We start from the raw sequence: 20,279 nt of genomic DNA, 5'->3' as shown, positions 1-20,279 counted from the left end.
GCGAGTAGGGTACAAATCCGAGAGCTCTGTGAGGGTTGCCAGAGCTGCCTTACCGAAGCCTCATAGGACGGGTGCGTATGTGGGCTCGTGGCGCTTGATGTAGGAGATCACCCGGTAGGTCACCGGCAGCAGCACCACCTCGACGGCGGTCTTGTACAGCCATCCCTGCACCGTGTAGGTCGCGAAGTCACCAAAGGTGGTGATGCCGATGGCGCCTGCCGCGATGCTGCAGAACACGAGCGTGTCGCCGAGCTGGCCCGCGAACGTCGATCCGACCAGCCGCGCCCACAGGTGCTTTTCCTTGGTGCGCTCCTTGATGAGCACCACCACCCACGCGTTGATGGTCTGGCCGACGATGAAGCCCGCCAGCCCGGCGATGATCAGCTGTGTGTAGGCACCGACGACGTTCTCGAGGTGCTCCTGGTTGGCGTAGAAGTCCGCGGCCGGGAGGTAGATGGTGACCCAGAAGGCAAGCGCCGCCAAGGCATTCATCGCGAAGCCGAGGTAGATGACGCGCCGGGCGGCCTTGAACCCGTACACCTCCGACAGGACGTCGCCGATCACATAGGTCAGCGGAAAGACGATGAAGCCGCCGTCAGTGATGATCGGGCCGAACGCGACGCCCTTCGTCGCGGTCACGTTGGAGATGATCACCAGCGCGGTGAACACCGCCGCCAGCGCCGCGTAGTAGGTCGAGCCGACCTGAGCGAATGCCGCGGGCTGCTCGTCGGTGGACGTCTGCGGATCTTCGCCTGCTCCTCGCGTGCGCGGCTTCACCCCGCTATCAAACTACTCAGCCGAGCGCCTTCGCCAACGCGGGTGTCAGTTGGTCGGCGACCACCGGGTAGGACAGCGGCGACGCGAAGGCGATCGCGCCTGCGAGGTCCTTGCCGGTGAAGACGTTTCGATTGCCGGTGGTCGCAGTCAGCTTGGAGATGGTCGGGTCGGCCAGCAGCGCGCCTTGTTGGTCGTCGCTTTCGGTGGTCCAGATCAGGACGTCGGCTGAATCGAGGATCGGAGCCATCTGGTCCCGGGTGATCGTGCCGCCGATGTCGGGGATCGCCAGTCCCATCTGGGTCAGAAACTCGCTGCGCCAGCCCGGGGCCAGCACGTGCACCGCGTCGTCGACGATGGCGCCCTCCAACAGCAGCGCCTTCTTGCCGGTGAACTGCGGGTTTTTCTTGGCGATCTCGGTGAACTTGTCGTCGATGGCCTTGACGAGCGCAGCCATCTCGTCGAACTTGAACACGGCCTGACCGATGGTGGCGGCCTGGTTCTTCCACGGCTCGAAGAAGGCGTCCTGGCCGGACTGCGGAATGGTCGGCGCGATCTCCGACAGCTTCTTGTAGGTGTCCTGGTCGACGCCGGCATTGGTGGCGACGATGAGGTCGGGTTTCAGTACGGCGATCCTGTCGATCTGGATGCCGTTGCTGAGGTCAAGGACCTCAGGCTGCGCGCCGCCGAGCTTGCCCTGCGCCCATGGCCACACCCCGAACGGCTGATCGCCCCACCAGTTGGTGACCGCAATCGGAACGACCCCGACGGCGAGCAGGTCGTCCTGTTCGGTGTATCCGGCGCTCACCACGCGTTTGGGCGCGCCGGGGACCTTGGTCTCACCGAACATGTGCTTGATCGTGACCGAACCGTCCTCGGCCACCGCCCCCGGCCTCTGCGGGCTGCACGCGGCGACGGCAGCAACGGTTGCGGTCATCGCCAGGAAACCTCGCCGCGACCAATCCTTCGGCACCCCGCGAGCGTAACCCTCCGCCAGCTAACTAGCGCGAAGGCAGATCAGCGAGCCCCCGCAACACCACCTCCATGCCGAACTCGACGGCGTCGTTGCGCGTGATGACGCGCAGCATCTCGTTGCCTTCACAATGAACGAAAGCCATTCGTTTAGGAGCGCCATGATCACGCTGACGGCCCCGGCCCCAGAACCGTTGTCGCGTACCAGCCCGTCGGATCGCCCGCCGGTGCGCGTCGGCTTGGTGCAGCACCGGTGGAGGTCGGACGCCACGGAGCTGACGAGCATCCTTCGAGGCGCTATCGACCGGGCGGCGGCCGAAGGTGCGCGAGTCGTCTTTCTCCCTGAGATCACCCTGCTGCGGTACCCGGCCGACGTCCCGGCAGGCCCCGATCCGGGGGCCACGGCCGAGAACCTGGCCGACGGGCCGACCTTCGCGCTGGCCGCCGATGCCGCCGCCGCCAACGACATCTACGTGCACGCCTCGCTGTATGAGAAGTCGCCCGCCGACGACGGCCTCGGCTTCAACACCGCGATCCTGGTCTCGCCCACAGGCGAGCTGGTGGGCCGCACCCGTAAGCTGCACATTCCGATTTCCGCCGGCTACTACGAGGACACCTACTTCCGGGCCGGACCCGGCCCGGACTCGGGGGAGGCGAACCCGTATCCGGTGTACGCGCCCGACGGCCTCGGCGCTCGCATCGGAATGCCGACCTGCTGGGACGAATGGTTCCCAGAAGTCGCGCGCAACTATTCGCTCGGCGGCGCCGAAATCGTCGTCTACCCAACGGCGATCGGTTCCGAGCCGAAGTTTCCCACGTTCGATACCCAGCCGTTGTGGCAGCAGGTGATCGTGGCCAACGGCATCAACAGCGGCCTGTTCATGGTGGTGCCCAACCGCACCGGCGACGAGGGCGCCCTGTCCTTCTACGGCTCGTCGTTCATCTCCGACCCCTACGGCCGCGTGCTGGTGGCAGCACCGCGCGACGAGGAGGCAGTGCTTGTCGCCGATCTCGACCTCGATCAGCGGCGCGACTGGCTCGAGTTGTTTCCGTTCCTGCTGACCCGCAGACCCGACACCTACCAGTCGCTGACTGCTCCGGTCGACGAGACGCGGCCCTACGGCTCGGGCCACGCCGCGACAGCCGTCATCAAATGACTCCGCTGAGAACGCCTCTCGGCGTAGGGTCCCGCTGGTGACAGCGACGATCTTCACCGGCGGCGTCATCTGGACGGGTTCGGCAGAGACCGATGCGCTGCTCGTCGTCGACGGGGTGGTGCGGGCGGTCGGCGATCAGGCGCGCGCGTCGGCAGCAGGCGCCGATCAGGTCGATCTGGACGGCGGCTTGCTGATGCCGTCGTTCGGCGACGGGCACGCACACCCGCTCTACGGCGGCCTCGAATATGCCGGGCCGCCGGTGCGGCCCTGCAACTCGGTCGACGAAATCGTCCTGGCGGTCAAGAAGTTCGCCGACGAACACCCCGACGACGAGTGGATCATCGGCGCGTCATATGACAGCAGCCTGGCCCCCGACGGTCTGTTCGACGCCCGCTGGCTTGACTCCGCTGTCCCCGACCGTCCGGTAGCGCTGCGCGCGTGGGACTACCACACGATGTGGGTCAACTCCGTTGCGCTGCAGCGCGCGGGCATCACCGCCGACACCCCTGACCCGGTGCTTGGCGAGATCCCGCACCGCGAGGACGGTTCGGTGCTCGGCACGTTGCGCGAGTGGGGCGCGGTTGACTTGGTGACCGCGGTGATGCCCAAGCGCGACGAAGGCGTGCGGTTGGCGGCACTGGGTACCGCAGCCGATTACTACCTGGCCCGCGGGGTGACGTGGGTTCAGGACGCTTGGGTGGAACCCGACGACGTCGACACGTACATCGCGGCCGCTCGCAACGATCTGCTCCGGATGCGGTTCAACCTCGCCCTTTACGCCGATCCGCGCCACTTCGATTCGCAGGTAAAGGGTTTCGACGATGCCCGGCGCCGCGTCGATGAGGTGGGTTCGCCGCTGTTGACGGCCAAGACCGTGAAGTTCTTCGCCGACGGTGTGATCGAGAACGAGACGGGCGCGCTGCTAGCGCCGTACTGTTCGGCGCTGCACAACCACGGACAGAGCAATTGGGAGGGCGATGCGCTGGCCGAGGCCGCGCGTCAGGTCGACGATCTGGGCCTGCAGATCCACATTCACGCGATCGGCGACGCGGCCGTGCGTCAGGCGTTGGATGCGATCGAGTATGTGGTGCGGCACAATGGATCTCGAGACCGACGACCGGTGATTGCCCATGCGCAGCTTGTCGACGACGCCGATGTCGGCCGATTCGCCGAGCTTGGAGTGATCCCGAACATGCAGCCGCTGTGGGCGCAGCTGGACGCGCTGATGACGGTGTTGACGGTGCCACGCATCGGCGCCGAACGCGCGGACAAGCAGTACCGGATCCGCAGCATTGCGGAGTCCGGTGCGCCGTTGGCGTTCGGCTCCGACTGGCCGGTGTCATCGGGAAAGCCGTTCGACGGCATCGCCGTCGCCGTGTCCCGGCAGACCGCTGAGGGCGAACCCGCGGGTGGTTGGACCCCCAACGAGATTCTGCCGATCGAGCGCGCGCTCTGCGCCTACACGGCGGGAGTGGCGTATCAGGCGTTCGCCGAAGACGGCTGGGGCCGGCTGATGCCAGGCGCAAGTGCCGACCTGGTTTGGCTGGACCGTGACCCCAGAACCACTGCAGCGCTTGATATCCCTTCGTTGCACGTCCGTGGCACGTATCTGTGCGGCACGCCGGCCTACTCGGCCACCGATTAGATGGAGAACGATATGTCCACTGCACCAGCGGATTCAACCGTTCCGCCGAGGTCGCCGGAGGAGGGGGGCCACCTCCGGCGCGCGCTTGGCACACCCTCCCTCGTGCTGTTCGGCATGGTCTACATGGTGCCGCTCACGGTGTTCACCACCTACGGCATCGTGACCCAAATGACCGGCGGCAGGCTGTCCGTCGCCTATCTGGTGACGCTGGCGGCCATGGTGTTCACCGCGAGGTCGTACGCGCGAATGTCGGCGGCCTTTCCGGTCGCCGGTTCCGCCTACGCGTACACGCAGAAGTCGTTCGGGGCGCCGACCGGCTTTTTGGCCGGATGGTCGCTGCTTCTGGACTATCTGTTCCTCCCGATGCTGAATTACCTCGTCATCGGCATCTATATGAGTGCGGCGATCCCGTCGGTGCCCCCGTGGGTGTGGATCCTGATCGCGATCGCCGGCGTGACCGTGCTCAACATCGTCGGCATCGTTTCGGTGGCGCGGGCCAACTTCCTGCTCCTCGCGCTGCAGGTCATCTTCATCGTCGTGCTGGTGGTGATGGCCTTCGTGACGATCTCCGGATACGGAACTGTCAACCTGGTGGCGCCATTCACGGGTGACGGCACGGTCGGAGGCGTGACGCCGATCTTCGCGGGTGCAGCGATTCTCTGCCTGTCCTTCCTCGGGTTCGACGCGGTGTCAACCCTTTCGGAGGAGGCGAAAGATCCCACCCGCACCGTGCCGAAGGCCATCATGATCGCCACCGTGGTGTCTGGGCTCATCTTCTTCGGGTTGTCCTACATCTCCCAGCTGGCGTTCCCGTCGAACGCGTTCGACGACGTCGATGCGGGTGCGACGGACGTCATGCTGGCGGCGGGCGGTCAGTTCCTCAACATCTTCTTCACGGCCGCCTACGTCGCGGGCTGCATCGGATCGGCGCTCACCTCGCAGGCCTCGGTCGCGCGCATCCTCTTTGCGATGGGGCGTGACGGCATCATGCCGCGCAGGGTCTTCGGTCACGTTTCGATGCGATTCGCCACGCCGACGTTCGCGATCCTTGCGGTGTCGGCGATCTCGCTCGCTGCGCTCTGGATCGAACTGGGATTCCTCGCCTCGATCGTGAGTTTCGGTGCGCTGGTGGCTTTCTCGGCGGTGAACCTCACCGTCATCAAGCACTATTACATCGACAGCGGCGAGAAGAACGTGCTCAACAACCTCATCCTGCCGCTCATCGGCTTCGGGCTGACGGTGTGGTTGTGGTTCAACCTGTCGGCATTGACCCTGTGGGTCGGATTGATCTGGCTGGCAATCGGATTCGTGTGGCTACTGGCCGTAACCCGCGGCTTCCAGCGCCCGACACCGGTGCTGGATATGGAGGAGTAGCGCAGTCAGACGATGAACGCGGTGGAGGACACGTCCCCGCTTGCGGTGAGCACCGCGCCGCGGTCGATCTGACTCCTGTCGATCTTCTTGAAGAGCACGCCGATGTTGTCGCCGACGTTGGCTTCGTCGATCGACTTACGGAAGATCTCGATGGCGTCGACCCTGGCGTCGGGTCCACCGTTGATGTACACGGTGTCACCGACGCGCAGGACGCCGCTTTCCACCCGTCCGGTTGCGACGACGCCCCGGTTCTTGATGACGAATACGTCTTCGACGGTCATCCTGAAAGACATCCGCTCCAGCGTAGCCGCTAAACGGTGAAGTTCCCGAACAACACCACCGCCAGGCCGAGGGCGACGACGATATTCACCACCGTTGCCGAGGCGAACAAGGCGATCGGTCGCCATCCGGCTTCGCGCAGGCCCTTCAGCGAGAACTCCAACCCGATGGAGACGAACGCGAAGATCAGGAACCAGGTGCGCAGGTCGCTGACCGTGGCGATCTCGGCCTTGCCGTCGCTGACCCACTGCAGGTAGAGCGTTCCGATGATCGAAGCCGCGACGAAGCCGAGCACGAACTTGGGGAACCGCTCCCAGAACTGACCGAGCGTCGGCCGCGCTTGGTCTGCACTGCGGCGCTCGACCTTCAGCGCGAAGTACGCGGTGAGCGCGATCGCCACCACGCCGATCAGCGCGTTCTGGGTGGTCTTGACGATGGTCGCGATCTGTAGTGCGTTCTCACCGGCAATGGCGCCCGACGCCGCGACCGCGGCGGTCGTGTCGATGTTGCCGCCGATCCAGGCGCCCGCGACCTCATCCGACAGGCCGAACACGTCGGAAAGCCACGGCAGCAGGAAGATCGACGGCAGTGCGAACGCAATCACCAGCGACGCGGCGTACGCGAGTTGTTCCCTCTTCGCCTGCACGGCGCCTGCCGCCGCGATGGCCGCGCTCACACCGCAGATCGACACCGCCGACGCCAACAGCGCGCGCAGCTTGTCGTCGAGGCCGAGCACTCCGCCAAGCCACCAGGTGAAGCCGAAGACGATGCTGATCAGCAACAGCGCCTGGATGATCGCCGGGCCTGCGGCGGTGACGAGCACCTTCAGGTTGACCGACGCGCCAAGCAGCACCAGACCGGTCTTGATGAAGAACTCGGTGCGGAAGCCTTTCGACAATGCGTCGCGCAGTGCGAGCTTGGTGAGTATCGCGTTGCCGATCAGTCCCAATGCGATGGCATAGACCGGGAATTCGATCGACTTGGCCACCTTGGCCAAGGCCGTGCCCGCGGCCCACTGGGGCACTTCCTGCTCCAGGAAGCGGGTCAGCGCACCGAGGGCGACGACGACGAGCACGCCGGCGATTGCGTAGCCGAGGACGGGCCGCGACTCGGCGTGTTCGTCGGTCGACTCGTCGGTGGTCTGTTCGGTCACGGGATCACGCTGCCTGGAATCGCGCCGACGAGCACCAACACCAACAGGGTCAGGCCGACGATGACAGCGAGCCAGTCCTCATTCATGCGGGCAAACCGTAATTGCCGACGAGGTGATCGGGAACGGTTGCGATCACAGCGAACACAAAGCTAAAGGCCGGCCAGCCTTTTGTTCAGCAGCCGCTGCAGCCCCACAGGCAAGAACCGCGACAGGACGACCGACGCCTTGGTCTGCGTCCCGACTGGAAAGTGCACCTGATGGGTTCGTCGCTGCAGCCAGGACGGTTCGACTGCCGCGACGATCGCGTCGGCGACGTCCTGAGCGGTCAGCTTGATGCCGAGTGCTTCGGTCGTACCGGTCTTGATGTGCTCGGTCATCGCGGTCTTCACATACAGCGGCCATATCGAGATGACGCGGATGCCGTACCGGTTCCATTCGATGTCGAGCGCCTCGGTGATGCCGCGGACGAAGAACTTCGTCGCGCTGTAGGTTGCGAGCTCGGCCTGCCCGTAAATGGCCGACGCCGACGCGAGGTTGACGACGACGGAGTTCGGTGTGGCCCGCAGATAAGGGAATGCGGCGTGCAAGCCGTTGACGACACCCTTGGTGTTGATGTCGATGACATTGAGTTGCGCGGAGATGTCGATGTCCTCGAAGCGGCCGGTCCGCAGGATGCCTGCGTTGTTGATCATCACGTCGAGGCGGTCGCCCGCGGCCTTCGTGAACTCGCCGATCCGTTGCGCCATCTCGTCGGGATCGGTGACGTCGAGATGTCCGGTGATCGGCCTGCCGCCGACCGCCTCGATGTCGCCGGCCAGCGTTTTCAGCCCGACCTCGTCGATGTCGTAGCCGCCGACGGTGTAGCCGTCGCGCGCGAACGTCAGCGCGGTGGCTCGGCCGATCCCAGCGGCTGCGCCGGTGATGAAGACGGTCTTGTTGACGGGCATACCTCAGCTTCGCATTGTCGCCAGATTGCGCCACAGGTTGGCCAGGCTGTCGGTGCCGCCGAACAGGGTGGTGAAGTGGGTGGAGTCGATGAGCACGATGTCGCCCGCGCGTTGGCCGGCGGGCGGCATCCAGATCAGTGCGTTGAACTCGGTGTTGCCTTCCGAGGTGAAGGGATGTGGCCGGTTGGGGTCGACGCGTTGCTTTCCGAGGACCCGTAACGCGTCGCTTTCCGGTGCGGTGAGTTCGTAGTGCGGGAGGTGCGGGTGAAAGTTCAAGGTGGTGACGTTGTCGAGCAGCCGCGGGGTGTCCAGGTCGCGGATGGCGGTCAGCGGCGCGATCTCCTTCGTGCCCTCGACTACGGCGGGCCGTAGTCCCCAGGTGTTGTGAACCGGCACGTCGAGCGCTCGCATCAGCGATCGGGTGTACTGGCTGAAGCGTTGCTGGCGCGGCACGAGTCGGTCGCCGTGGTGCAGGTATTCGACCTGGCGCTGGTCGTAGTCGTCGGTGAACCCCACATCGTGGTGGGGTGCCAGCAGCAGACAAGTGCCCTCACGCTTCAGCCACGCGGTGATCGCGGAGATCTCCTCTGGCGCGGCCTCTTGTTCGGAGAGCAAGTGGTCCAAACCGAACACCATCAGCGTGTCGGTGTCGGCCAGGATCCGTTCGTCGATCAGCAGCTTGTAGCCGGCCTGATCGATGCGCTGGTACACGGCGACGGGATGGGCCGTCGCTTCCTCGGCGAGTTCCTGGAACGCCAGGGCGGACCGGTGGAACAGCTCCAGCGTGCCCGCCACACCCTGCAGGAAGTTGGCCGCGTTGTATTCCTCCGTCTCGTAGGAGGGCCACGCCACGTTGCGCACCTCGGTCATCGTGGAGAACCGGTTGTAGATTTCCGCCGGGTCGCGTTGCGCCTCCCAGGGATAGCTCCACGTCCAGTAGATGCTGATGCGCCGGCCGCCCGTGTGGGCGCGAGGGACGTGGTTCTGGTTGTAGGTGCGTGGCGGCGGCAGTGTGCTCATGGTCGTTCCCTGTCGTTGCCGAGCGAGACCAGGTAGCGCATGGCATTCATCCCGGGGAGGAAGAAGTACGCGCCGCCAGAGAGAGTGGTGAATGCCGGAATACCCTTGTGCACCGTGCGGATCGGACGCTTGGGAACCGTGAAGTCCAGCGTGCCGTCCTGGGTGCCGCAGATGGGGTCGTGTTCGTTGCCGAGTTCGTGGAATCTCTTGTCGTTGATCCACACGTTCTGCGCGAACTCGAACTGACGAACCAGATCGGCGCAGATGATGAAGGCGGCGATGCCGCGGTCCACCCCGTCGTCGGGCGCGCCCTCCGGTAGCGCGGGCCCGTACGTTGCACCGCGGCGGATCATCCGCCGACGATTCATGTAGTGCGCCGTGTCACGCGGATTCAACCGGCGGGCGTGCGAGCCGAGCGGGCACGCATACCCGAACGGATCCATCTCCTTGTAATTGAAGTCGTTGTTGCGCATCGGATCCGCACCCAGTTCGGGATCGTCGGCCTGCGGTGCCAGGACCAGTGGCGCACCGCTGCGCCAGCGTCCCATGAATTTGGCGGCGAGCAATTCCTGTTCCTCCGGCGTTTCCGCGTTCTCGAGCAGGTGATTACGGAACGCCGCGACGTGTTCCTGCAGCCTGCGGTACGCCATATAGCTGCCGTTGCGTGACAACACCTCGGGCTCAGGGAGATTCGCCACCGGCCCGTTCTCGTCGGGATATCCCAGGATGAACTCGCCAGGCTCCAAGGCAGCGCCGGAACCGGGTGTCGGCTCCTCGCCGGAGCCCTTCATCACCGGTTGCGACAACCGGTCGCGGAAGCCGAAGTGGTCGTGGGCGTAGTTGAACGGTGGTGACGCGTTGAGGTCGAGAAACGACAGGCTGCGCACCCCGTCGGTGCGGGCGAGCAACTTGTCGTGCTCCTCGATCGATCGCCTGCACTGCTCGTCGGTGCGCGAGAACAGGATCGCGATCGCGTGCAGGTCATCGCCTGCCAGGCCGCCGACCCAGTGCTCCGGTGCGTTGGCTCCGGTGTCCCCGAGGATGTCGGCCCGCGAGGCCATGCCCGTGCGGAACTCCTCGGGGAAGGTCTGCAGCGAGTCCTCTGGCACGCCGAGTGCGCGCAATCCGGTCCAGGTGAACGCCAGGGTGACCCAGCGGTCGGAGTTGTCCATCGTGGCGACGGCGTCCGCGGCGGACTGCGTCTTGTCCAGCAATTCGGACAGCCACTCCCGCCCGCCTTCGGGGGTGTCGAACGACAGGAACTCGTAACGCCCCGTAATGGCCGGTGTGCGGGTCAGCAGGATGTGCTGGATGTCGGAGAATTCAAGCACCGGCGCGGCTCACTGCATCTGGTCGAGCATTTCCGAGAAGGCCGCCTTCAACCGCAGCGCCTTCTTGATCTCGTCGGCGGTCACATACGGATATTCGCCGTATTCCAGGAAGCTCGGCACCTGGTGATCCCGGACGAACTTGATGAACGCCTCCGGGTTCTCCTTCCAATCCTCAGGGAACCCTTCGAGATTGGTGAACACCGTGGTGATGCCGGTCGCACTGAACAGCTGCACCGCGTCCTCGGTGTATTTGTCGAAGTCGGTGTCGAAGATGCCCTGGTACTGGAAGTGCAGTCCCGACCCGACATCGAACAACACCCAGCGCAGGTAGTGCAGCCGAAGGGGCGCAAGGACATCGGGGCTGCCCTTGATCGCCTCCTCGATCTGTTTTCCATAGGCTCGGACGGTGTCTTCGCGGCCCTCCTTGACCTTGGCGATGATGGAGAACCCATGGCACGCCGGCGTCCTCGGGTAGACGGGTCCGTACCGCCCGCGCTCCTCTGTGAAGTAGCCCTCGGGGGGTATGGCGGTCGCCGCCGGCTTCGTCCAGTCATGATCAGTTGTCGTCATTTCCCACCCCTCTCTTCTTGAAGACCCGATGGTGCGAAACCTACGCCGGTGGTCCGCTACCCACGGCCGTTTCACCCGTAAAGACGAAGAGTCACGCCTGCGAATACAGGCGGATCGATTAAATGCGTAGCATTGCGAACATATTTGCCCGTTTTTGCAATTAGAGTTTGGTGACTCGGATGTCCGGACAAGGTAATTCGCGAAAAGTCTGACCAAATTGCAAATTCGCGATCCTGCTGTGATCGGCAGAACATACTGCCGTGTATGGGCCACCCGGCCCTATCAAATTGCAGAGAGGGAGCAGCCGTGAGATCAACACAGCGCTACCTGATATTGGGGCTCGCCGTGGCGCTAACGCCCGTCGGCGTGACCGTCGCTTCGCCGGCCTCGGCGGATTGCACCAGCGCCGGGGCAGCCACCGTGTGCGCCCAGGGGACCGTCCGCGGCGGTGGTCCGAGCGCACCGGTCGCGGGGCCGGTCTACCCCTCGTATTGCGCCGACCCGTGGTATTGCGACGACGGCTGGGACATGGACGTGATCATCAATCCGGGTCCTCCTGGCGGTGGCATCGGACGCCCCGGCCGTCCAGGCGGCGGAGGTGGTATCGGTCCACGCTGAGCATTGCCGCCATGTCTTGTAAAACAACTACTAAGGAGCCACCATGTTCTTCCGTAGCGTGATTAGCGCCGGCATGATCGCCGGCTCGATGCTCGTTGGTACCGCCGCAACCGCGGCAGCCGATCCGCCGAATTGCACCGCCGCCGACCTTGCAGGCGTCATGTCCGGCGTCAACGCAGCGACGCAGTCGTACCTGTTCAGCCATCCGGACGTGAACGCCTTCTTCACCGGCCTCAAGGGCAAGTCCAGAGACGAGATGGCCACCGAAATCGCAGCGTACGCCGACGCAAACCCACAGGTGCGAGACGAGCTAAGGGCGGTAAGGCAGCCCGCCGCCGACTTCCGTGACCGCTGCGACGCGCCTGTCCCCGACGGGCCGATGGGCTAGAGGACTTACGACGCGACCATCGCCACGCCGAGGCCGATCATCGTGGCGGCGATCACCACGTCGAGGATGCGCCATGTGTTCGGCTTGGCAAACAGTCCGGCCAGCCGCCGCGCGCCGAGACCGAGGCTGACGAACCAGACCGCGCTCGCGGTGACGGCGCCGACGCCGAACAGCCAGCGACCGTCCTGGTGCTCGTTGGCCAGCGCGCCCAACAGCACGACGGTGTCGAGGTAGACGTGTGGGTTGAGAAAGGTCAACGCCGCTGCCGTCACGAGGACCTCGGCCAGTCGCGCAGGCGCGGCGTCCGACGGGTTGAGGGCCGACGGCCGCCATGCCCGCCGCGCGGCCAGCAGCCCGTAGCAGAACAGAAACAGGGCGCCGCCGAACTTGGCGACGTTGATGGCGGCGGGGTGCGCGTTGATGAGGGCGCCGACGCCCGCGATGCCCGCGGCGATCAGCGCGATATCGGAGACGGTGCACAGCGCGACGACGGGCAGCACGTGCTCGCGTCGGATGCCCTGACGCAGTACGAACGCGTTCTGCGCTCCGATGGCGGCGATCAGGGTGAACGAGGCCAGGAAGCCGACGATCAAGGGCGAGCTCATGGCTCAAACGCTAGGTAACCTGAGGCGATCAGTACAGCTAATCATTCTTCACATGCATTAGTATTGCTAATGTGCAGATTGACGGCCAGCAGCTTGCCGCATTCGCGGCTGTAGGTTCCGATTTTCCGTGGCGGATTCCGATTTAAAATGGCGGACGATGGCGGAATCGCCGTAAAGACCGGAAGATTCTGCCCGTTTCGCACCGGTCGTCATTGCGTGGTGTCACGCTGACTGGGTGTAGTGCGTGCGCTGCACGGAGCAAGCGATGTCGGTCGGTGTCGAAGTTGACCTAGGTTCCGCGGTCTTTTCTTATAGGCCTGCGGCGGGGGAAGAACGATGTCTACCTGTTGAGCGGGTGTCGTTGGCGGCACTGTTTGAGGCAGCTCCGTGGCGGACGTTTCGGTGGTATTTCGGCCAGCGGCACTACTCGGGCACGTGGTGGTCATCCACGATGCGTGATCACGTCATCTATGAGTCTCGGTTGGAGTTGTCCCGACTGGTGCTGGCGGACTTCGACTCTGACGTCCGGCGCATCGTGGCCCAGCCGTTCATGGTGACCGCCACCGTGGGGGGCTGCGCGCGACGCCACATTCCGGATTATCTGTGGGACACCACCGATGGTCCGGTAGTTGTCGATGTGGTCCGCGAAGAGCGGCTGGCCCATGCGGATGCGGTGTTGTTGTGCCGGTGGACTCGCGAAGTCGTTGAGTCCCTTGCGTGGGAGTACCGAGTGTTGTCCGAACCGCCACCGGTGCAAATTGGAAACGCAGGCGTCCTAGCCGGCTATCGCCGCGACTGGCTAATAGACGCCACCACCCTTCGCGTGATGCGTGCTCGCGCAACGAATTTGATTGGGCTATCCGTCGCAGGCGCGGAACGGGAGTTCACCGAGCACCAGCAACCGCTAGTACGTGCGGCGCTGATGCACCTGTTGTGGTGCCACGAACTGGGGGTGGACCTGGATAAGCCACTTCGCCCTTCGACGGTTCTGGAGGCACCAAAATGAAACGAGCAGGCGTAAGAGTCGGCGTCGGGACGCACTTCTCGTACGACGGCGAGATTGTCGAAATTGTCGAGTGGCACATGGTTAGCGGCGTCGTTGAAGTGTTGGTCAAAGACATCCGCGCCCAGAGGGTCCGTCGTTTCGCACTGAGCGAGTTGATGTTGTCTGAGCGTGCTCGACTACTGACAGAAGACCTCATTGAGGAAGTTCCCGAGTTTGAGGGCGATCCCGCGACGGTCAAATGGTCGGCGGCGTCTGACCTGGTGCGACGTGAAGCCTGCAAGCGGGCGGCCGACGTGCGAGAGGTTCTCACCGGTTACCGATCCGGCCATGTCGAGACGGCCTTGGTCGGCGAACCGCGGGCGGCTTACAGGCCGACGTCACCGAAAGGCAAGCGCGAGGCGGCCAAAGCGAAGGAACTGGGAATCGGGCTGCGGACTCTTCAACGATGGGTCGCGGACTATTCGAAATACGGGGAAGCCGGACTGATCTCGGCTAAAGCGGTACAACCGGAGCTCGGGAGCACACGATTCGCCGTCTTTGAGCAGACGGCGCTGGACATCATGGTCGAGCACACCGACTTGTCGAAACCCACTAAGCACCACGTCATCGCCCATGCTTGTGCGCGCATCACCAAGACCTATGGCAAGGGTGTGGTGCCGTTGCCTTCAGATTCACGGGCATACGACATCCTCGGTCGGCTTGAGCGCAAGCACCGGATCTTTTCTGGTAGCGCGAAACGGAACCGCGACATCGCGGCGCGATCATTGCGGGCTTACGGGAAACTGCATACCCACCGGCCCGGTGAGTATCTGCTGATGGATACGACACGGCTGGATGTGTTCGCCATGGACCCTCAGACGTTGCGATGGCTAGGGGTCGACCTGACAGTCGGAATGGACTGGTATTCAAGGTGTATCACCGGGCTGCGGCTGACTCCGGTCTCGACTAAAGCCATCGATGCAGCTTCGGTGCTATATCAATCATTCCGGCCGATGTCAGCGGGCCCGGACTGGCCTGCGGACGCGGTCTGGCCCCCGCACGGGATACCGAGGTCGGTGCTGGTTGAGCACGACGTGCTCGATCCGACCAGCACACTCGTGGCAAGCCCGGCGATCGTGCCGGAGACGATTGTGGTCGATCACGGCAAGATCTATGTCGGCGAGACTCTCACGAGCGCGTGCCGGCAGATGGGCATCTCGATACAGCCCGCCCGTATCCGAGAAGGCCGAGACAAAGGCCCGGTGGAGCGGTTCTTCAGGACGATCCGCGAGGGATTTTTACAGGAGCTGCCGGGCTATAAGGGCCCCGATGTGTACTCCCGTGGCGCGGCGCCGGAGAAAGGTGCGTTCCTTTTCATCGACGAGATGGAGGCACTCCTGCGCGAGTGGGTCGCCACCGTGTATCACCGGCGCGAACACGACGGGATCGGCGAAGCTGGTCTGTGGGCGTTACGCATGTCACCGACAGAAATGTTCGAACATGGTCTCGCCCGCGCGGGATACATTGAGGCGCCCCGTGATCCGTGCCTGGCATACCAATTTCTCCAGGTCGCATGGCGCACCATTCAGCACTACGGCGTAGAGATCAATAGCCGCAAATACGTTGCGCCCGTTCTCGTCGATTATGTCGATCAGAAGAGCCCATACAAACACCGAAACGGGAAATGGCCGATACACATCAACCCCGACGACATCCGCCAGGTGTACTTCTTCGACCTCAAACACACTCAGCGCTGGCACGTTCTGGTGTGGACCGAAGCCTCGGTCTTGCGCGGCCCAATGACCGAAGACGGGTTGGCCTTTGCGCGTCAACTCGCCAAGAAGAAGCACCGGTACTTCGACAACAAGCTCGCCCTAGCTGAGCTCTTGGAGCGACGCAACCTCGGTGAAGGACGCACGCAGGCTGAACGGATCGCTGCGCTGCGGGTCTCGCGTGAACAGTCGTCCTTGGACATCGATCTGGCCGCCGCCATTGAAGTTTCTCAGCTTCCGACTATCGTCGGCGCGATCGAAGAGGCGGCCGCACTCGACGCGGTGACCACCGAAGCGGCCGATTTCGCCGATGAACTCGATGATGCTCCCCTCGCCGTCTACGACGGGTTCTACGACGATGTGCTGGAGGACGTATGAGCACGGCAACCGCGGCCCCGCACGCGAAAGCTAAGAGCCCGCAACTGGACAATCTGACCTTTGCCCGCAAAGAGGGATGGCGCGATGCCGTCGACGCGCCCAAACGGGTATCTCCAGAGTTGCTATCAACAAGGCAGATTCGCCGTCTAAGCGACTCCGCGGCCGACATCTACAATCAACGCCGAACCGACTGGCATAACAACCTCGGTCCGTTCAAGACGCCGCAGCTGGTGGCGCTGCACGACGACCTGTGGGACATCTTGGACGCCAACAGCCAGGACGGGAACAGAGCCAAGGGCGCCGTGGCGCTCGACGGCTATCCCGGTCTGGGAAAATCATGCGCCGTCGAGGAGTTCGCGAAGCAGTTCCACCAGCGCGAAATACGACGCCACGGGCCCTACACCCGCGCCGGGGACGAGCGATGGCCGGTGTGCCGAATCGGAATGCGCGGCAACACCAGCATGAAAGATTTCAACGCCGCCCTGTGCGACTTCTACGCACACCCCGGGAAGCGGGGCGCCACCACTGAGCAGCTCGGCAAGTGGGCGCTCGATTGCGTTCTGAGCTGCGAGACCCGCCTGTTGATCATCGATGATCTGCATTTCCTGCACTGGCAACACCACGGCGGCGTCGAGATTGGCAACCACTTCAAATACATCGCCAACGACTTTCCGCTCACGCTGCTGTCCATCGGGATCGGTCTGGGGGAGCGCGGCGTCCTGATGGAAGGCATCTCCTACGACGACGCGGTGCTCGCCCAGACCACCCGCCGTACCACCATGCTCGAGATGCGGCCCTACGCCATCAGCACCGAGCGGGGCCGCCGCCAATGGCGTCAGCTGCTAATGACCGTCGAACAGCGCCTGATTCTCGGAAGTAAACGCCGAGGCATGCTGGTCGACGATCTGTCTGACTACCTGTTCGAGCGCAGCACCGGCCACATCGGCTCCCTGATGGAGCTCATCAGACGAGGCTGCACCAGAGCAATTCGCACGCGAACCGAAACGCTCAACCGCGAACTCTTCGAGTCATTCAAGATCGACAGCGCTGCCGAGCGGGCCCGCCGCGAGCTAGCGGTGGCGTTTCGCACTCGGCGCCTCACCACGAGACCACTACGATGACGTCCCGCGCATCGCTCCCAGCGATCGAGCCCAGCGGCGGCAAAACAGTGTGATCGCCAGCGCCACACCGATACTGCCCACAGGCGAGGCAGCACGCAGTCTCCCGTTGCGCCTTCAACCGCTATCGGGTGAAGCGCTCGACTCGTGGTTAGAGTCTCTCGCTCACCGGCACCACACGCGCTGGTCGGACATGTTGGCCGCGGTCGGCCTACAGCAAGACCTCCTGCGGCGCGACCACGCCAATTGGCTCGTCAAACTCACCGAATCCGAGCTCGACACGGTCGCGATAGCCACCGGCGTACACCCCATGGGACTGCAGTCGATGACGTTGTCCCGCTTTGCGGGTGCACTCGACGTCGATCAGACATCCAGACACGTGACGCGCAGCTCGCCGGCCGGGTGGCGTGCTGTTTCCCGCTCGCGCTTCTGCCCGCGCTGCCTTGCCCTCAGCGGAGGGCGATGGCAGTTGGCGTGGCGACTCGGATGGTTTTTCGCGTGTCTGGATCACCATTGCTTGCTGGCCGAGGCGTGTCCGCGGTGCGGGAAACCCCCACGCCGACAGGTACATCCGGGCGGACTGATACCTGAGCCGGGCAAGTGCTCCAACGCCGCACAGCTCACCGCGGGCCGTGGCACTGCCCGCTGCGCAGGCGAGCTCACCACCGCTGCAGTCCACATATTTCCCGGCGGGCACGCAACGCTTCGAGCGCAAGAAACAATCAATGCCCTCCTCGCGGGTGACCCCGCCGACTTCGGTGTCTACGCCGGCGCTCCACGCCCGGCGGGAGCCGCCCTCAACGACATCACCGCTTTAGCCGGTCTGGCGTTGGCCTACCCTGACGGGTCCGAACTGCATAAGCGTCTGCCCGTTGATCTCCTCACCGCCTACGTCGAGCACGGTCCATGCCCGGCGATCCGCCGCAACCCCAACATCATCCGGCGCCGAATGCCACTACCGGCCAGCCCGCTCACCGCTGCCGTCGCCGCCGTCCTTGCGCTGCAGATCCTCGAACAAACCGATGTTTCCGCGGGTGGGAATGCGATGCGTTGGCTGATCAGCAGACCCGGAAGTCACAAACCCACGGCCAGCCCCCGCACCACCGTTGGTGTGAGCGCGCGCACCACTAGCATCCTTGAAGCAGTGCAGATCAAGGCATTCACACCGATGGTGGGCGCGTGCGATCAATTGCGCTACAGGTGCTTGTCGGACTTCCCACGCAGAGCGGCCAACGACGCAAAAACATCCGCGCGACTGATCCGCGCCGTCCCCTCTGCGTTGTGGTCGGCGTGGTCTCTGCGCATGGCACCGCTGGGCGCCAGCCATTACCGGATGCCAGCGGTGTTGGCATGCGCTGCCCTACTCGTCGGAACAGGTATGAGCGTCTCAGAAGTCGTCGGTCAACTCGGATCGGCAACGCGCGCTAAATCGGTGACCTGGTACTTGAACCAGATGAGCGGCCAGGTGTATTGGCCCCACATTTGCACGGCCCTGTTGAGGCTGAGCGACTACCTTGACCGTCACCCCGTGCCGATCGACTACGCCCGACGCCGCGAACTGGACTACTCCGGGCTTCTGCCGGACACCGAATGGCGCCGCGTGTGCCGCGACACCCACACCCAACGCGGGGCACGTGCTAAGGCCTACGCCGCCCGCAGCTACCTGTTCGAAATGATCAGCGGGCGCCCCGCCCGGCAGCTACCGAATGACGGGCCAGCCCAAATATGCACCGTCATGAGGTCTCGGGGAGCCGGTGACTTCGCACTGGCGCTCACCCCTCAACTGGCCGCCCGCCTACACACCGCCGGCCAACACTTCCTGTCAGACCATTCCATCGATGAACCACTGACCTGGCACCCCCCGCTACACCTTCTCGACGGCCTCGATCTACCTGGCGATGACCCCGCGCTGGTTGACCTGGCAACGGTGCACCGCCTGGCCAACAGGCCAGGCATCACGATCGGCAGCATCGCACGCCAACTCGACACGACCTTCGACGTCGTGCGCCATCTCCTTGTCGAACACCCCGCCTCACTGCACCGCGCCGAAGGCCAACGACACCGACGAAGTAAAACCAGTGCGGCGATGCGAGCAGCGCTATCTGCAGAAACGCTCACCGAGCTCTACCACCATCAGGGACTGAGCATCGACGCGATAGCCAAGCAGTTCGGATACTCATCCGGCACGGTCACAAGAATCGCAGCAGAGCAACAGATTACGCTGCGCCGATTCGATATCTCTGACGCGCCGACCGTCTTGCTGCCTGCTCTTGCCGGCCAATGTGGATGGCAACGCCTCCAGCGCTTCGCATCCGCAGTGGATTATCCAAACCTCGTTGCTGCCGCCGCCGCCATGGGCGTCGCAGGGAGCATCGTCGGTGCCCAAATCCGGCGCCTTGAAGGCGATCTGGGGGCACCACTGATCAATCGCGCAACGAGCACTCATGCGATGACGCCCACAAGCTTCGGCGAATATATCGCACGCGTGGTACGCAGCTGGGGCCGCGCATCGGTGAACCCCGGGGCCAACACAGCCACGCTCAGCACGGATCGTGCACAACCGAAGCAGGCAGTTGCGCCGAGGGGGGCATGATGCGCGGCGGGACGATCGAGATGCGCTGTGCTAGGTCTTCGTGCTGCGCTGAACCGACTTTCGGTCGCACCCTGCCGGTGCGAGTTGCACCCACGCCCGGCGAAGCACTCGACTCGTGGCTTGAAGCCATCGCGTTCCGGTACAAAGTTCCGATCGGCGACGTGATGTCGTGGTGCGGGATTGAACCCACCCCGCAGACCACCTTCAGGCTCCTGTCGCCGACCCGTGACGAACTGTGTCGGATCGGCGCTGTGTGCGGCGTTGGTAGCGACGAGATCCGGTCAATGACCATGGATCACTACGGCGGGCACGCCGCTGATGCCGATCACTGGACGTCGGCCCTGTGGGCGCGGCGCTCCAGGTCGCGCTTCTGTCCGCACTGCCTGCGTGAAAGCGGTGGTCGCTGGTTGCTGTCCTGGCGGCTCAATTGGTCCTTCGCATGCCTGACACACCGCTGCCTGCTCACCGATTCATGTCCGATGTGCGACAGCGCTCAACGCCGGCAACCGCTGTGCCGGAGTCGAATTCCACAGCCGGGCTGCTGCCCGGCAATCCAACACAGTGGGCCGGACCGCCACGGCCGTCCCTGCAACGCTGATC

The 20,279-nt window shown here is 64.2% G+C and carries 18 protein-coding genes and 1 pseudogene; 10 read left to right on the top strand and 9 right to left on the bottom strand.

Annotated elements, in window-relative coordinates:
• Window positions 1–60: 60 nt before the first annotated feature.
• Window positions 61–777, bottom strand: coding sequence for a queuosine precursor transporter (locus D6M19_RS22105; protein WP_164478624.1), 717 nt, complete (start codon window positions 775–777; stop codon window positions 61–63).
• Between the two features lie 16 nt (window positions 778–793).
• The gene (locus tag D6M19_RS22100) at window positions 794–1,747 is read right to left on the bottom strand and encodes an ABC transporter substrate-binding protein (RefSeq protein ID WP_123027402.1); all 954 of its coding nucleotides are present in this window, start codon (window positions 1,745–1,747) and stop codon (window positions 794–796) included.
• A 160-nt stretch (window positions 1,748–1,907) separates the two neighbouring features.
• Here D6M19_RS22100 and D6M19_RS22095 point away from each other — a divergent pair, with 160 nt between their 5' ends.
• The 3 genes from D6M19_RS22095 to D6M19_RS22085 are packed head-to-tail and all read left to right on the top strand — an operon-like array spanning window position 1,908 to window position 5,922.
• Window positions 1,908–2,903 (top strand): nitrilase-related carbon-nitrogen hydrolase, encoded by a 996-nt coding sequence (locus D6M19_RS22095; protein WP_123027401.1) that lies wholly within the window; start codon window positions 1,908–1,910, stop codon window positions 2,901–2,903.
• 37 nt (window positions 2,904–2,940) lie between these two features.
• Window positions 2,941–4,548, top strand: coding sequence for an amidohydrolase (locus tag D6M19_RS22090; protein ID WP_123027400.1), 1,608 nt, complete (start codon window positions 2,941–2,943; stop codon window positions 4,546–4,548).
• A gap of 12 nt (window positions 4,549–4,560) precedes the next feature.
• Window positions 4,561–5,922, top strand: coding sequence for an APC family permease (locus D6M19_RS22085; RefSeq protein ID WP_123027460.1), 1,362 nt, complete (start codon window positions 4,561–4,563; stop codon window positions 5,920–5,922).
• A gap of 5 nt (window positions 5,923–5,927) precedes the next feature.
• On the opposite strand, the gene D6M19_RS22080 is transcribed toward D6M19_RS22085, so the two are convergent.
• The 6 genes from D6M19_RS22080 to D6M19_RS22050 form a co-directional block, all read right to left on the bottom strand.
• Window positions 5,928–6,215: an EF-Tu/IF-2/RF-3 family GTPase gene (locus tag D6M19_RS22080; protein ID WP_234834989.1), complete on the bottom strand. Its 288-nt coding sequence runs from the start codon at window positions 6,213–6,215 to the stop codon at window positions 5,928–5,930.
• A 17-nt stretch (window positions 6,216–6,232) separates the two neighbouring features.
• Window positions 6,233–7,354, bottom strand: a complete 1,122-nt coding sequence (locus tag D6M19_RS22075; protein ID WP_123027399.1) for a YeiH family protein — start codon at window positions 7,352–7,354, stop codon at window positions 6,233–6,235.
• Window positions 7,355–7,503: 149 nt separating this feature from the next.
• The gene (locus tag D6M19_RS22065) at window positions 7,504–8,301 is read right to left on the bottom strand and encodes an SDR family oxidoreductase (protein WP_123027397.1); all 798 of its coding nucleotides are present in this window, start codon (window positions 8,299–8,301) and stop codon (window positions 7,504–7,506) included.
• A 3-nt stretch (window positions 8,302–8,304) separates the two neighbouring features.
• Entirely contained in the window at window positions 8,305–9,321 is a 1,017-nt protein-coding gene (locus D6M19_RS22060; RefSeq protein WP_123027396.1) for a hypothetical protein, read from the bottom strand.
• Window positions 9,318–10,652 (bottom strand): Dyp-type peroxidase, encoded by a 1,335-nt coding sequence (locus D6M19_RS22055; RefSeq protein ID WP_123027395.1) that lies wholly within the window; start codon window positions 10,650–10,652, stop codon window positions 9,318–9,320. The genes D6M19_RS22060 and D6M19_RS22055 overlap by 4 nt, the downstream gene beginning before the upstream one ends.
• A 9-nt stretch (window positions 10,653–10,661) precedes the next feature.
• Window positions 10,662–11,222, bottom strand: a complete 561-nt coding sequence (locus tag D6M19_RS22050; protein ID WP_123027394.1) for a hypothetical protein — start codon at window positions 11,220–11,222, stop codon at window positions 10,662–10,664.
• Between the two features lie 306 nt (window positions 11,223–11,528).
• On the opposite strand from D6M19_RS22050, the gene D6M19_RS22045 reads away from it, so the two are divergent.
• Both D6M19_RS22045 and D6M19_RS22040 read left to right on the top strand, forming a co-directional pair.
• Entirely contained in the window at window positions 11,529–11,840 is a 312-nt protein-coding gene (locus D6M19_RS22045) for a hypothetical protein (RefSeq protein WP_123027393.1), read from the top strand.
• A gap of 43 nt (window positions 11,841–11,883) precedes the next feature.
• The gene (locus D6M19_RS22040) at window positions 11,884–12,228 is read left to right on the top strand and encodes a heme-binding protein (RefSeq protein WP_123027392.1); all 345 of its coding nucleotides are present in this window, start codon (window positions 11,884–11,886) and stop codon (window positions 12,226–12,228) included.
• Between the two features lie 5 nt (window positions 12,229–12,233).
• Here D6M19_RS22040 and lysE read toward each other — a convergent pair whose 3' ends face one another.
• Entirely contained in the window at window positions 12,234–12,833 is a 600-nt protein-coding gene (lysE, locus tag D6M19_RS22035; RefSeq protein WP_123027391.1) for an L-lysine exporter, read from the bottom strand.
• A 265-nt stretch (window positions 12,834–13,098) separates the two neighbouring features.
• On the opposite strand from lysE, the gene D6M19_RS22030 reads away from it, so the two are divergent.
• The 5 genes and pseudogenes from D6M19_RS22030 to D6M19_RS35315 form a co-directional block, all read left to right on the top strand.
• Entirely contained in the window at window positions 13,099–13,839 is a 741-nt protein-coding gene (locus D6M19_RS22030; protein WP_268812328.1) for a TnsA-like heteromeric transposase endonuclease subunit, read from the top strand.
• Complete coding sequence (locus D6M19_RS22025; RefSeq protein WP_123027390.1) at window positions 13,836–15,968, top strand: TnsB C-terminal domain-containing protein; 2,133 nt, start codon at window positions 13,836–13,838, stop codon at window positions 15,966–15,968. Before D6M19_RS22030 ends, D6M19_RS22025 begins: the two co-directional genes overlap by 4 nt.
• A complete protein-coding gene (locus tag D6M19_RS22020; RefSeq protein ID WP_123027389.1) occupies window positions 15,965–17,089 on the top strand; it encodes an AAA family ATPase in 1,125 nt (374 codons plus the stop codon). The genes D6M19_RS22025 and D6M19_RS22020 overlap by 4 nt, the downstream gene beginning before the upstream one ends.
• Before the next feature lie 49 nt (window positions 17,090–17,138).
• A complete protein-coding gene (locus D6M19_RS22015) occupies window positions 17,139–19,679 on the top strand; it encodes a TniQ family protein (protein WP_123027388.1) in 2,541 nt (846 codons plus the stop codon).
• A pseudogene (locus D6M19_RS35315) lies at window positions 19,676–20,131 on the top strand (TniQ family protein); the annotation flags it as partial. The gene D6M19_RS22015 and the pseudogene D6M19_RS35315, both read left to right, overlap by 4 nt.
• Between the last annotated feature and the right edge of the window lie 148 nt (window positions 20,132–20,279).

The organism is Mycolicibacterium stellerae (assembly GCF_003719305.1).
Taxonomy (GTDB): Bacteria; Actinomycetota; Actinomycetes; order Mycobacteriales; family Mycobacteriaceae; genus Mycobacterium; species Mycobacterium stellerae.
This window is presented reverse-complemented; position numbering and strand designations above follow the sequence as displayed.

What these genes read in the sequence shown, in the direction of transcription:
- D6M19_RS22095 (WP_123027401.1), top strand. Translation starts at nt 1,908, where the DNA reads ATGATCACGCTGACGGCCCCGGCCCCAGAACCGTTGTCGCGTACCAGC.
- D6M19_RS22085 (WP_123027460.1), top strand. Translation starts at nt 4,561, where the DNA reads ATGTCCACTGCACCAGCGGATTCAACCGTTCCGCCGAGGTCGCCGGAG.
- D6M19_RS22080 (WP_234834989.1), bottom strand. Translation starts at nt 6,215, where the DNA reads ATGTCTTTCAGGATGACCGTCGAAGACGTATTCGTCATCAAGAACCGG.
- D6M19_RS22065 (WP_123027397.1), bottom strand. Translation starts at nt 8,301, where the DNA reads ATGCCCGTCAACAAGACCGTCTTCATCACCGGCGCAGCCGCTGGGATC.
- D6M19_RS22060 (WP_123027396.1), bottom strand. Translation starts at nt 9,321, where the DNA reads ATGAGCACACTGCCGCCGCCACGCACCTACAACCAGAACCACGTCCCT.
- D6M19_RS22050 (WP_123027394.1), bottom strand. Translation starts at nt 11,222, where the DNA reads ATGACGACAACTGATCATGACTGGACGAAGCCGGCGGCGACCGCCATA.
- D6M19_RS22040 (WP_123027392.1), top strand. Translation starts at nt 11,884, where the DNA reads ATGTTCTTCCGTAGCGTGATTAGCGCCGGCATGATCGCCGGCTCGATG.
- lysE (WP_123027391.1), bottom strand. Translation starts at nt 12,833, where the DNA reads ATGAGCTCGCCCTTGATCGTCGGCTTCCTGGCCTCGTTCACCCTGATC.
- D6M19_RS22030 (WP_268812328.1), top strand. Translation starts at nt 13,099, where the DNA reads ATGTCGGTCGGTGTCGAAGTTGACCTAGGTTCCGCGGTCTTTTCTTAT.
- D6M19_RS22025 (WP_123027390.1), top strand. Translation starts at nt 13,836, where the DNA reads ATGAAACGAGCAGGCGTAAGAGTCGGCGTCGGGACGCACTTCTCGTAC.
- D6M19_RS22020 (WP_123027389.1), top strand. Translation starts at nt 15,965, where the DNA reads ATGAGCACGGCAACCGCGGCCCCGCACGCGAAAGCTAAGAGCCCGCAA.